Genomic DNA, 13,940 nt, shown 5'->3' on the forward strand with positions numbered 1-13,940 from the left:
CGCAACCAGTCACTTATGACTGGTTGCGTTTCAAAAAATAATGGATTGATGTTCAACAATAGATTGTGAGATTTATGGCGACTTTGCTACTCAGCGGCACTCAACTGCAACCGACTGTTCCAAAAGCCCCTTTAAATAAGGCTTTCCTGATTGCCCTTGGCGCTGTTTATTTGCTTGCGATGCATTTCTTTATGCCTAATCCAGGTGGTGCAGGATTAGCCTTATCGTTTAACCCCACGACATGGATAGCCGTCAGTATCACCATCGCCATCGGTTGGTATCAAATTACCCTCAACCAAAGCCTGCGTTATTCAAAATTAACGGTCGTGTTTTTTGTCAGTTGCTGCATTTTAAGCACACCACTCTTGTATGGAAACGCTTATCTCACTGGTGCTATCGGACGGTTAACGGGGTTATGGGCTGGCTTAGCGCTGTTCATCTGCTTACAACAGTTCTATTTGAGCAATAAGCATAAACAGCGCTTACTATGGTATATCTTGCTGGCGGTTCTTATTCAGGCATCATTTGGGCTGTATCAATACTTACTGTTAAGCCCCAATAACTGGTTTGGTTATAATACGTTAGCTAATCGTCCCTACGGTATTTTCCAACAACCGAATGTGATGGCGAGTTTTATGGCAACGGGATTGATCGTATCAGGCTATTTATTGGCTCGCCAACCTAAAAAATATGACACCAAACTGTTTGAAATTGGTCTGCTCTATCTTACACCGCTGCTAACTCTGCCTTTGTTAGTCGTGTTAGCGTCACGTACTGGCTGGTTATCTGCCGTGTTAGGAACGATGATGATTTTACCTTATCTTTATCGTTTTGCTCCGCGTCGCCGATTGGTTTACTGGATCAGCGCCAGTCTTAGCGGTGTGTTACTGGGGTTTGTGGCCATGTACAGCCAGAGCACCAGCGATATGGTGACCAGTAAAGCGGACCTTGATAGCCCAAGACGCTATACCTTTCCACAAACCGTAGACATGTTGATTGAAAAGCCGTTTACCGGTTATGGCTATGGGAATTTTGAAACCGAATATTTGCTGTACACTGCCCGCCAACATCAACTGAACCCTAATTATCCTGCAGGATTACCTGCTATGGATCATCCACATAATGAACTGCTTTTTTGGGGCGTCGAAGGCGGACTATTACCCCTACTGGGAATTGCGATTGCTGCTGGGTTTGTATTACTGAAAATCCGGACAGCGAAAAAAGGGACTCGCCTCGCTATGCTTGCACTTCTCGTGCCGATTGTTGTGCATAGTCAATTGGAGTACCCGTTTTATCATTCAGCCATTCACTGGATTAGCTTTATCGTTCTGCTGTATTGGATTGATCAGCGAGTTACCCGATATCGCACCTTCTCTTTTAGCCATCTCAGTGGTTCATTACTACGCATCCTGAGCTTAGTGCTACCGATTATCACTAGCCTATATATGTTAACGTCACTGCACAGTAATTATGTGCTTACTCAATTCGAAAAATCGAATCCACCCAATCCTGATATTTTACATAAGGTCACCAATCCATTGGTATGGCGAGATCGTTTCGACTGGAATATTTACAGCACCTACCTCAATCTAGGCTTGCATCAGCAACGAACTGACTACATCCAGCCTTATATCGATTGGTCATTATCGGTTATTCAGCATAAACCAAGACCCGCTTTTTATCGTAACCTCATCTTGGCTTAGGCGATGAGAGCCGAGCGGCGCAAATCCGTTCAGAAGCGGAGTTCCTCTTCCCGACGCTCGATTTCACGCCGCCGAGTTCTTCTTTTCCGTCATCGGACAGCACCATCGTTCCGGCGTCTAGTGAGTGATGATGCTTAACCAGCAACGATACGCCTTTCCAACAACACGTGTCGTCAAAAGAGGCTAAGAATCCCCTAACCAGACAATAAACATTCATCAATGAATTAGGGGAATACCGCCGTTTAACACGTCATCGATACGGCGTTATCGCTGTAAGGCAAGTCCGTCTTGCAACGCTTTCAGACATAAGGCGATGTTTTCTGGGCGCGCCGCGTATCCCATCAACCCAATTCGCCATGCTTTGCCTGCTAATGATCCTAATCCAGCACCTATCTCTAAGTTGTAATGATTAAGCAAATAGTCACGCAGGGCTGCATCATCTACGCCTTGAGGAATATACACCGTATTCAGTTGCGGTAGACGACTGGCTTCATCAACCACAAAGGTTAATCCCAGCGCCTCTAAACCTTGTTTCAATATATTGTGCATTCGGCGATGGCGATCCCACGCGTTGTCTAGTCCCTCTTGTTGCAGTAGCAGTAACGCTTCGTGTAAAGCGTACAAGCTATTCACAGGAGCCGTATGGTGGTAACTGCGTTTGCTTGCCCCACTCCAATACCCGAGGACTAAGCTTTGGTCTAGGAACCAACTTTGAATCGGTGTGGTACGCGCGTGTATTTTATCAATCGCAGCGGGAGAAAAAGTTAATGGTGATAAACCGGGCACACAAGATAGGCATTTCTGACTTCCAGAATACACCGCATCCAGTTGCCACTCATCGACCAATAGCGGTACACCACCAAGCGATGTCACGGCATCCACGATTGTCAACATGCCATACTGTTTTGCTAATTGACTGAGGGCTTGCGCATCACTGCAAGCACCCGTTGAGGTCTCGGCATGTACAAAAGCCAAAATTTTCGCATCGCTATGTTCAGCTAACGTAGCGGCTACTTTTTCGATTGAAACTGGCTTTCCCCATTCATCATCAATCACAACCACTTGTCCGCCACAGCGAACGGCATTTTCTCGCATTCGCTCCCCAAACACCCCATTACGACAGACAATCACTTTGTCACCAGGTTCGACCAAATTGACAAAACAGGCCTCCATACCCGCACTCCCTGGTGCTGAAACCGCAATCGTGAATTCGTTTTGGGTTTGAAAAGCATATTGTAGTAACTGTTTCAGTTCATCCATCATGCGAATAAATAATGGATCAAGATGACCAACGGTCGGTCGGCTTAAAGCCTGTAATACTTGCGGTGAAATATCTGAAGGTCCAGGCCCCATCAAGATCCGACGAGGTGGAATAAAACTGCTAATAGCCATAATTGCTCCTTGCTTTTTCGATGGCGTGAATGGTTGAGGTTAATGCAAATTATCTCCCACCACAATCCGACCGAAGTCTAGGGGTCCAACCACTTTCACATTCTGATCATTTTTATTTGCATTAGTAGCAACATTTGCAATTGACATTAATGAAACAAAACCGTTCAATGAATGCGCTATCTATACCGAAGAGACGAAACCTAACAACACCACGTTAAATCTTGACGGTATAGCAGAAGAGGAGCACTGCCCAGGCAGATCATTTGTGGAGCCTCAACTCCAATACAAACGATCCATGGGGAGCAGTGCCGAGGTAAAACAAAGGTGAGGCTTTGATTTACCGGTTGCATGGGCTGAATCCCTGTGACTGTCATCAGACGAGACTGGTGAAGAGCTTCTGAGGACATCGCTTAACCGTTATCCCTCTTTATTTGCTCTCAGTTCACACTCTTCAAAACATTGGACGTTGGATTACCAACTATTTTTTATTTATAGGAAGTCTTGGGAGACATACTGTGAACGCATTCAATGTCGCTAAATTTGGCGGAACAAGTGTTGCTAATTTTCAAGCGATGAGCGGCTGTGCCGCGATCATCGAAAATAATCCGACGACGAAGTTAGTGGTGATCAGTGCCTGTTCAGGAGTAACCAATCTACTGGTTGAATTGGCAAACGGAGTACAAGAGAGCCAACAGCGAGCGATGATTATTCAGCAATTAGCGGATATTCACTACACGATTATCGAGTCTTTAACCGCACCGCAAACGGTCAGCGCTGAGATAGAAACCATTTTAGACACGGTACGCCGAGCCGCAGAGGCCGCCGCGTTTGAAGTCAGTAAAAAGTTAACCGACCATCTTGTGGCTTGTGGCGAGTTAATGTCCACTTATTTACTTACCCAAATCCTTCGTGAACGTGGCGTCGATGCCGTACGCTTTGATGCTCGTCAAGTGATGCGTACTGATGATCACTATGGCCGAGCCGAACCACAGCTGGCCGCCGTACAATCTTTAGTGACTGAAAAATTACACCCACTGTGCCAACAACACGTCGTGATTACTCAAGGTTTTATTGGTGCCGATCAAGAAGGTAATACCACGACCCTTGGTCGAGGAGGCAGTGATTATTCAGCGGCATTATTTGCCGAAGCAATGCAAGCCTGTGGCCTAGAAATTTGGACCGATGTACCGGGTATTTACACCACCGATCCACGGATTGTTGCCAAAGCCGCTCCAATTTCCGAAATCAGTTTTAGTGAAGCATCAGAAATGGCCAATTTTGGTGCTAAAATTCTTCACCCTTCAACACTAGTACCTGCGATTCGTCATGGTATTCCTGTTTTTGTGGGCTCGTCCAAAGCACCACAAGAGGGAGGCACTTGGATCCGCCAACAGGTCGACAGTACCCCGCTGTTTCGAGCCCTTGCACTGCGCTGTAATCAAACCATGGTAACGCTACGCAGTGCTAACATGTTTCATGCTTATGGTTTTTTAGCCAAAGTGTTTGAGATTTTGGCAAAACATAAGATTTCCGTTGATCTGATCACGACTTCAGAAATTAGCGTATCGCTAACCTTAGATAAAACCGATACATCGGGCGGAAATCCAGAATTACCGCAGCACGTTCGCCAAGAGTTAGAAGCGTTATGTACGGTAGAAGTCGAACACGATCTCTGCTTAGTTGCGCTGATTGGTAATAAGATGAAAGATAGACCCGGCTACGCCAAACAGGTCTTCGGTGTGTTGGATGAATTTAATCTACGTATGATTTGTTATGGTGCCAGCGCCCATAATCTCTGCTTTTTAGTCAATAGCCACGTCTCTAAATCGGTCATTCAAAAGCTGCATCAAGAGTTATTTGAATAACACTAAACTCAAACAGGCAGGTCGTCATGATGCGACCTGCCGAGCTTGAAGTGTTAACCGTTAATATTGGGGCCAAGCCACTTTTCGGCGGTTAATTTATCCCAGCCTTTACGCTCAGCATAACTTTGAACTTGATCTTCTTGGATCTGAGCTATGGCAAAATAGCGTGAATCTGGATGAGAAAAATACCATCCCGAGACCGATGATCCCGGCCACATCGCGTAACTACTGGTTAACGACATGCCTATATTTTCTTCAACCGATAGCAATTGCCATAGCGTGCCTTTTTCAGTGTGCTCAGGACAAGCCGGATAACCGGGTGCCGGGCGAATCCCCTGATACTTTTCGCGGATCAAATCATCACAAGCCAGATCTTCCTCTACCGCATAGCCCCAGATTTCTTTACGCACTCGATCATGTAAGTACTCAGCAAAGGCTTCCGCTAAACGATCCGCCACCGCTTGAATCATGATCGCATTATAATCATCCCCTTGTGCTTTATAGGCATCGGCAAGCTCCCTTTCTCCAATCCCACCCGTCACGGCAAAAGCGCCAATCCAATCTCGCTTAGCTGACGATTTCGGAGCAATGTAATCGGCAAGACAATAGTTCGCCCCTTTCGGTTTTTCAGTCTGTTGGCGTAAATGGTGTAAAACATGCACAACCTCAGTGCGTGTTTCATCGGCATAGACCTCAATATCATCGCCCACACTAGCAGCAGGAAACAAACCACAAATACCTTTCGCTTGCAGTAATCCTTCTCGCTCCACCCTATCTAAGAGTGTATTAGCATCGTGAAATAAACGCTGCGCTTCTTCACCGACTTCTTCGTGCTGCAAAATGGCTGGGTATTTACCCATCAAAGACCACGTCATAAAGAAAGGGGTCCAATCGATATACTGGCGTAATACGGCAATTGAGCAGTTATCAAAGACATGGATACCAGGTTTAGCTGGCGTTGGCGGTGTATAGGTTTGCCAATCAATAGCGACTTTATTAGCACGCGCTTTATCTAAACTGATGGGCCGTGTCTTCGGCGTTTTGCGCGCATGCTGCTCTCTGGTACGTTGATAATCGAGATCCAACTTTTCAACAAATGCGGGCCGTAATTCATCCGACAACAAAGCACTGCACACTCCAACCGCGCGTGACGCGTTATTCACATAGACGACAGGATGACGATAATTTTGTTCAATTTTGACCGCGGTATGCGCCTTAGACGTTGTTGCCCCCCCAATCAACAACGGCAGATTGAATCCCTGTCTCTCCATCTCTTTCGCAACATGGACCATTTCATCTAGTGAAGGGGTAATCAAACCGGATAAACCGATAATATCCACTTGCTGCTCTTTGGCGACTTTCAGGATTTGTTCACACGGTACCATCACACCCAGATCAATTATTTCGTAGTTATTGCACTGCAGTACCACACCAACAATATTTTTACCGATATCGTGTACATCCCCTTTCACCGTAGCGAGTAAAATTTTTCCATTAGCAGAGCTGGCCTGTTTGAGCGCATTAATATACGGCTCAAGATAAGCCACCGCCTGTTTCATCACTCGCGCCGATTTAACCACTTGCGGTAAAAACATTTTACCTTCACCAAATAAGTCACCAACAACGTTCATGCCATCCATCAACGGTCCTTCAATCACATCCAATGGTCTTGAGGACTGCTGGCGAGCGTCTTCGGTATCTTCAATAATAAATTCAGTAATTCCTTTCACCAAAGCATGCTCTAAACGCTTTGCTACTGGCCAACTACGCCACTCGAGTAAGGCCGGATCGTCAACTTTACCAACCGCATTGTCACGGTACTGCTCTGCCATCTCAAGTAAGCGCTCTGTGGCATCAGGTCGGCGATTTAAGACCACATCTTCTACTGCTTCACGCAAACTGACTGGCACATTGTCATAAATTTCCAACTGACCTGCGTTAACGATCCCCATGTCCATACCGTGCTTAAAACAGTGATAGAGGAATACGGCATGAATCGCCTCTCGAACGTAGTTATTACCTCGAAATGAAAAAGAAACGTTAGATACCCCACCGGAAATCATCGCATAAGGTAAGTCACGCTTGATATCTGCAATCGCTTCAATAAAATCGACCGCATAGTTATTGTGTTCATCAATCCCTGTGGCAATCGCAAAAATATTGGGATCAAAGATAATATCTTCCGGTGGAAAACCGACTTCATCGACTAAGATTCGATACGCATTGCTGCAGATCGCTACTTTACGCTCGCGGGTATCCGCTTGACCCACTTCATCAAATGCCATCACAATCACGGCCGCGCCATAACGGCGAACCAGCTTTGCTTGTTCAATAAATTTCGCTTTACCTTCTTTTAAAGAGATCGAGTTAACAATTCCTTTACCTTGAATGCACTTTAACCCCGCTTCAATGACTTCCCACTTCGACGAGTCAACCATGATCGGTACTTTAGAAATCTCTGGTTCGGAAGCACATAACTGTAAAAAACGCACCATACAGGCTTTGGCATCGAGCATGCCTTCATCCATATTGATATCGATGATTTGTGCGCCATTAGCCACTTGTTCACGGGCTACGTCTAACGCTTCATCGTAAAGCTCTTCACGAATCAAGCGTTTGAAGCGTGCAGAGCCGGTGACATTAGTCCGCTCACCAACATTAACAAACAACGTTCCCTTGGCAATTGTGAGTGGCTCTAAGCCAGAGAGACGACAAGCAACGTTAAGCTCAGGTAAACGACGAGGTACCACGCCCTCGACCGCTTTAGCCATCGCAGCAATGTGCTCTGGCGTCGTACCACAGCAACCGCCAACCAGATTCAAGAATCCGGCTTGTGCCCATTCAGCAATATGCTCAGCCATCTCTTCTGGACCGAGATCATAGTCACCAAACGCATTCGGTAAGCCCGCATTAGGATGAGCAGAGACATAGCTTTCTGATATTCTCGATAATTCAGCGACGTATGGGCGCAGCTCATCTGGGCCAAGCGCACAGTTAAGACCGAAAGAGAGTGGTCGAACATGGCGCAAAGAATGATAGAAGGCTTCCGTTGTCTGGCCTGAAAGGGTTCTTCCGGACGCATCGGTGATCGTGCCTGAGATCATCACAGGTAATGCGTAACCTAATTCATCAAAGATACAATCAACCGCAAAAGCACAGGCTTTCGCATTAAGCGTATCAAATACCGTTTCAATCATGATCAGATCGCACCCGCCTTCAATCAACGCACGAGTAGATTCTGAATAGGCGTCAACCAGTTGATCAAAGCTGACATTGCGGTAACCGGGATCATTCACATCGGGGGAGATCGAACAAGTCCGGTTGGTCGGACCGAGTACACCCGCAACATAGCGTGGTTTATCGGGCGTTTTTTCAGTCCATTCATCAGCAACTTGTCGTGCTAGTTGCGCAGCAACATAATTAATTTCTGCGCTTAATGACTGCATATCGTAATCAGCCATCGCAATGGTGGTCGAGTTGAAAGTATTCGTTTCTAAAATATCAGCGCCAGCGGCTAAATAAGCATGATGGATCTCTTTGATCAATGATGGTTGAGATAGAACCAAGAGATCATTATTACCTTTAAGGTCACAATGCCAATCAGCAAACCTGTTACCTCGGTAGTCTTGCTCTTGTAACTGATAACTCTGAATCATGGTGCCCATGCCACCATCAATCAGTAAAATTCTGTGTTTGAGTTGCTGCTCAATTTGCTTGGATACCTGACTTCCCACTGTAAAACCTCACTCCCTTGTATTTATTCCTCATCCTATCACAGTTTAGTTAGAAATCTAGACGTCTAAAAAACAGATTAATGACACCGAAAATCCTGCGATTAACAAAACCTAATTGTTAGAAAATGTTTGCTATTTGTTATCTATACAACGAAAATTTTAATCACACCTTGTTACATAATGAGAAAGAGAATGTCGGTCTACTACACCCTATGCTTTTTATCTGCCGCGGCGATGCTGATTGCTTTTATCAACAGTAAAATAATCAAGATGCAAACCACCATTGCTATTACCGCTGGTTCAATGATGCTTTCGATATTAATCATCATTGCTGGACAAAATGATTGGTTTTATCTCGCACAAATTGCCACTGATACCGTGACGAGAATTAATTTTGAAAGCTTTTTGTTAAAAGGCATATTAGGGTTTCTACTATTTGCAGGTGGCTTGGGGATCAAACTACCTAATCTAAAAGAACAAAAGTGGGAGATTACCGTACTTGCTCTAGGAGCAACACTCTTCTCTACCTTCTTCATCGGCCTAGTGTTATATGCCTTTTGTCAGTTTATTGGTATTCAACTTGACCTGATTTATTGTTTACTATTTGGCTCCCTTATCTCCCCCACGGACCCGATTGCCGTGCTTGCGATTGTAAAAAAACTCAATGCACCCAAGCGTATTTCGACCCAAATTGAAGGAGAATCGTTATTCAATGACGGCTTCGGATTGGTTATTTTTGTCACGCTATTCACGATCGCTTTTGGTCATGAAACACCAACGATTGGCAGTGTTACTGTACTGTTTGCTCAAGAAGCATTAGGCGGAATTGCTTACGGCTTTTTACTTGGCCTACTCTTTCATTACTTGATCAGTGCTACTGATGACCATTCTATGGAGCTCTTACTCACTATCGGTATCCCAACAGCAGGGTATGTTTTTGCTGATGTCATCCATGTCTCCGGTCCCTTAGCGATGGTGGTCTCTGGCATTATGATCGGTAACTGGACTCGCTTCATTGGGTTTTCTAAAGAGAGTGAAGAACACCTAGATCATTTCTGGGAGCTCGTAGATGAATTTTTAAATGGTGTACTATTTTTGTTGATCGGTATGTCAATGTTGCTGTTTGAATTTCATCAAGAAGATTGGATTCTAATGGCATTTGCCATTCCACTTGTATTATGTGCACGCTATCTGAGTGTGTGGGTATCTTATTTGGGCTTTAAACGCTTTCGTCATTACAACCCATGGTCAGTGAGAATTCTGACTTGGGGAGGATTACGAGGTGGATTGGCGTTAGCCATGGCGCTCTCTATCCCCGCCGGGGTAATGGTCATTCCAGATAAATTAATTGATGTGAAAGAATTGGTAATGGTAATGACCTATGCTGTAGTTGTGTTTTCCATCTTAGTGCAAGGTTCTACCATTACTCCAATGATTGAAAAAGCGAAGCAGGCCGAGCCAGACAATACTAAAGACTGAGATGAAAATAGCCCTATAAAGCGAATACTATAGGGCTATTTTTTGCCTTATTTTCCACTTTCAGATATCAATCTTTGTGTTCGAATAAGGCAAATAGCCAAAAAATTAAGCCCTAACGTTAGTTAAGGCTTAATTTTTTTAAAGAGATGATGACGCTCAATACCAGCATTTATCAGGGAGCAGTAGAATACTCAGCTTCGGAACCAACCAAGCTAACAACAAAGATATGGCTCTTAGATCAAAAAAGGTCTTAGTCAAGCGACTAAGACCTTTTGAATCTGGCAGGGGTGGAGAGATTCGAACTCCCAACACGCGGATTTGGAATCCGCTGCTCTACCAATTGGAGCTACACCCCTAAATAATCTTACAACTAAAGCCTTGCCGTTTAGCAAAGCTCTTTATCAGTGGCGGAGCGGACGGGACTCGAACCCGCGACCCCCGGCGTGACAGGCCGGTATTCTAACCAACTGAACTACCGCTCCACATTGTCTTGTTACTCGATAAAGTCTGATTAGCTGCTTTATTGAGTTTGTGTCTTCAGACCTTAAGTCTAAAAACCACGATTAAAGCCTGGCGATGTTCTACTCTCACATGGGGAGACCCCACACTACCATCGACGCTGTTTCGTTTCACTTCTGAGTTCGGCATGGAGTCAGGTGGGTCCAAAACGCTATGGTCGCCAAGCAAAATTTGTTTCTCTAATCTCTAGAGAATAATCTGGAAAGCTGTTTTTCGTTCTCTACACATTCAATGCACTTCTTTGAGTCCACCAAAACCCCTTGGGTGTTGTATGGTTAAGCCTCACGGGCAATTAGTACAGGTTAGCTCAACGCCTCACAGCGCTTACACACCCTGCCTATCAACGTTCTAGTCTCGAACAACCCTTTAGGACACTTATAGTGCCAGGGAGAACTCATCTCAGGGCTCGCTTCGCGCTTAGATGCTTTCAGCGCTTATCAATTCCGAACTTAGCTACCGGGCAATGCCACTGGCGTGACAACCCGAACACCAGAGGTTCGTCCACTCCGGTCCTCTCGTACTAGGAGCAGCCCCCTTCAATTCTCCAACGCCCACGGCAGATAGGGACCGAACTGTCTCACGACGTTCTAAACCCAGCTCGCGTACCACTTTAAATGGCGAACAGCCATACCCTTGGGACCGACTTCAGCCCCAGGATGTGATGAGCCGACATCGAGGTGCCAAACACCGCCGTCGATATGAACTCTTGGGCGGTATCAGCCTGTTATCCCCGGAGTACCTTTTATCCGTTGAGCGATGGCCCTTCCATTCAGAACCACCGGATCACTATGACCTGCTTTCGCACCTGCTCGAACCGTCATTCTCGCAGTTAAGCGGGCTTATGCCATTGCACTAACCTCACGATGTCCAACCGTGATTAGCCCACCTTCGTGCTCCTCCGTTACTCTTTGGGAGGAGACCGCCCCAGTCAAACTACCCACCAGGCACTGTCCGCAACCCCGATTAGGGGCCAACGTTAGAACATCAAAACTACAAGGGTGGTATTTCAAGGTTGACTCCACGCAAACTAGCGTCTGCGCTTCAAAGTCTCCCACCTATCCTACACATGTAGGTTCAATGTTCAGTGCCAAGCTGTAGTAAAGGTTCACGGGGTCTTTCCGTCTAGCCGCGGGTACACTGCATCTTCACAGCGATTTCAATTTCACTGAGTCTCGGGTGGAGACAGCGTGGCCATCATTACGCCATTCGTGCAGGTCGGAACTTACCCGACAAGGAATTTCGCTACCTTAGGACCGTTATAGTTACGGCCGCCGTTTACCGGGGCTTCGATCAAGAGCTTCGACTTGCGTCTAACCCCATCAATTAACCTTCCGGCACCGGGCAGGCGTCACACCGTATACGTCATCTTGCGATTTTGCACAGTGCTGTGTTTTTAATAAACAGTTGCAGCCACCTGGTATCTGCGACTCTCAATAGCTCCATCCGCAAGGGACTTCACCGTCAAGAGCGTACCTTCTCCCGAAGTTACGGTACCATTTTGCCTAGTTCCTTCACCCGAGTTCTCTCAAGCGCCTTGGTATTCTCTACCCGACCACCTGTGTCGGTTTGGGGTACGATTTCTTATGAACTGAAGCTTAGAGGCTTTTCCTGGAAGCAGGGCATCAATGACTTCACTGCCGTAGCAGCTCGACGTCGTGTCTCAGCCTAACAAGAAACCGGATTTACCTAGTCTCTTAGCCTACGCACTTGAACCTGGACAACCGTCGCCTGGCCCACCTAGCCTTCTCCGTCCCCCCATCGCATTCATAAGAAGTACGGGAATATTAACCCGTTTCCCATCGACTACGCCTTTCGGCCTCGCCTTAGGGGTCGACTTACCCTGCCCCGATTAACGTTGGACAGGAACCCTTGGTCTTCCGGCGGGGAGGTTTTTCACCCCCCTTGTCGTTACTCATGTCAGCATTCGCACTTCTGATACCTCCAGCAAACCTTACAGTTCACCTTCAACGGCTTACAGAACGCTCCCCTACCCAATACGATAAATCGCATTGCCGCAGCTTCGGTGTATTGCTTAGCCCCGTTACATCTTCCGCGCAGGCCGACTCGACTAGTGAGCTATTACGCTTTCTTTAAATGATGGCTGCTTCTAAGCCAACATCCTAGCTGTCTAAGCCTTCCCACATCGTTTCCCACTTAGCAATACTTTGGGACCTTAGCTGGCGGTCTGGGTTGTTTCCCTCTTCACGACGGACGTTAGCACCCGCCGTGTGTCTCCCGGATAGTACTTACTGGTATTCGGAGTTTGCAAAGGGTTGGTAAGTCGGGATGACCCCCTAGCCTTAACAGTGCTCTACCCCCAGTAGTATTCGTCCGAGGCGCTACCTAAATAGCTTTCGGGGAGAACCAGCTATCTCCGAGTTTGATTGGCCTTTCACCCCTAGCCACAAGTCATCCGCTAATTTTTCAACATTAGTCGGTTCGGTCCTCCAGTTGATGTTACTCAACCTTCAACCTGCCCATGGCTAGATCACCCGGTTTCGGGTCTATATCCAGAGACTGAACGCCCAGTTAAGACTCGGTTTCCCTACGGCTCCCCTATTTGGTTAACCTTGCCACTGAATATAAGTCGCTGACCCATTATACAAAAGGTACGCAGTCACCCCATTAAAGAGGCTCCTACTGCTTGTACGTACACGGTTTCAGGTTCTATTTCACTCCCCTCACAGGGGTTCTTTTCGCCTTTCCCTCACGGTACTGGTTCACTATCGGTCAGTCAGGAGTATTTAGCCTTGGAGGATGGTCCCCCCATATTCAGACAGGATATCACGTGTCCCGCCCTACTCGATTTCACTTTACTGGCGTTAACGGCTACGGGGCTATCACCCGGTATCGCGTGCCTTTCCAGAGCACTTCGCCTGACACCAATAAAGCTTAAGGGCTAATCCAATTTCGCTCGCCGCTACTTTCGGAATCTCGGTTGATTTCTTCTCCTCGGGGTACTTAGATGTTTCAGTTCCCCCGGTTTGCCTCGCTGCGCTATGTATTCACGCAGCGATAAGTGCTTATGCACTTGGGTTTCCCCATTCGGAAATCGTAGACTCGAGTGGCTTTTACTGCCTCATCTACGCTTATCGCAAGTTAATACGTCCTTCATCGCCTCTGACTGCCTAGGCATCCACCGTGTACGCTTAGTCACTTAACCATACAACCCCAAAGGGTCTTTGGCTTCTTGCTTTCACGAAAGTGAAAACAAACAAGCGACCAAGTTGTCTCGCGTTTAATTTACA

General features: G+C 46.5%; 4 protein-coding genes, 2 tRNA genes, 2 rRNA genes, 1 pseudogene and 1 riboswitch. Of the genes and pseudogenes, 3 read left to right on the forward strand and 6 right to left on the reverse strand.

Annotation, left to right across the window (positions count from 1 at the left end):
- The first annotated feature begins 74 nt into the window (after positions 1-74).
- Positions 75-1,831, forward strand: a pseudogene (locus tag VIB_RS11665) (PglL family O-oligosaccharyltransferase).
- Between the two features lie 136 nt (positions 1,832-1,967).
- Here VIB_RS11665 and VIB_RS11670 read toward each other — a convergent pair.
- Positions 1,968-3,095, reverse strand: coding sequence for a pyridoxal-phosphate-dependent aminotransferase family protein (locus tag VIB_RS11670; protein ID WP_004396119.1), 1,128 nt, complete (start codon positions 3,093-3,095; stop codon positions 1,968-1,970).
- Between the two features lie 228 nt (positions 3,096-3,323).
- Positions 3,324-3,500: riboswitch (Lysine riboswitch) on the forward strand.
- Positions 3,501-3,610: 110 nt separating this feature from the next.
- Here VIB_RS11670 and lysC point away from each other — a divergent pair.
- A complete protein-coding gene (gene lysC / locus VIB_RS11675; RefSeq protein ID WP_004396120.1) occupies positions 3,611-4,960 on the forward strand; it encodes a lysine-sensitive aspartokinase 3 in 1,350 nt (449 codons plus the stop codon).
- A 53-nt stretch (positions 4,961-5,013) separates the two neighbouring features.
- On the opposite strand, the gene metH is transcribed toward lysC, so the two are convergent.
- Positions 5,014-8,694: a methionine synthase gene (metH, locus tag VIB_RS11680; protein ID WP_040904717.1), complete on the reverse strand. Its 3,681-nt coding sequence runs from the start codon at positions 8,692-8,694 to the stop codon at positions 5,014-5,016.
- Positions 8,695-8,886: 192 nt separating this feature from the next.
- Here metH and VIB_RS11685 point away from each other — a divergent pair, with 192 nt between their 5' ends.
- Entirely contained in the window at positions 8,887-10,173 is a 1,287-nt protein-coding gene (locus VIB_RS11685) for a cation:proton antiporter (RefSeq protein WP_004396122.1), read from the forward strand.
- Positions 10,174-10,452: 279 nt separating this feature from the next.
- Here the strand turns inward: VIB_RS11685 and VIB_RS11690 are convergent.
- The 4 genes from VIB_RS11690 to VIB_RS11705 all read right to left on the reverse strand — a co-directional run bounded on the left by VIB_RS11690 (position 10,453) and on the right by VIB_RS11705 (position 13,855).
- Positions 10,453-10,529 (reverse strand) — tRNA-Trp (locus VIB_RS11690).
- A gap of 49 nt (positions 10,530-10,578) precedes the next feature.
- A tRNA-Asp gene (locus VIB_RS11695) sits at positions 10,579-10,655 on the reverse strand.
- A gap of 86 nt (positions 10,656-10,741) precedes the next feature.
- Positions 10,742-10,857: ribosomal RNA gene (gene rrf, locus VIB_RS11700) — 5S ribosomal RNA — on the reverse strand.
- Positions 10,858-10,963: 106 nt separating this feature from the next.
- A 23S ribosomal RNA gene (locus VIB_RS11705) occupies positions 10,964-13,855 on the reverse strand.
- Positions 13,856-13,940: the final 85 nt, after the last annotated feature.

The organism is Vibrio metschnikovii CIP 69.14 (assembly GCF_000176155.1).
Taxonomy (GTDB): Bacteria; Pseudomonadota; Gammaproteobacteria; order Enterobacterales; family Vibrionaceae; genus Vibrio; species Vibrio metschnikovii.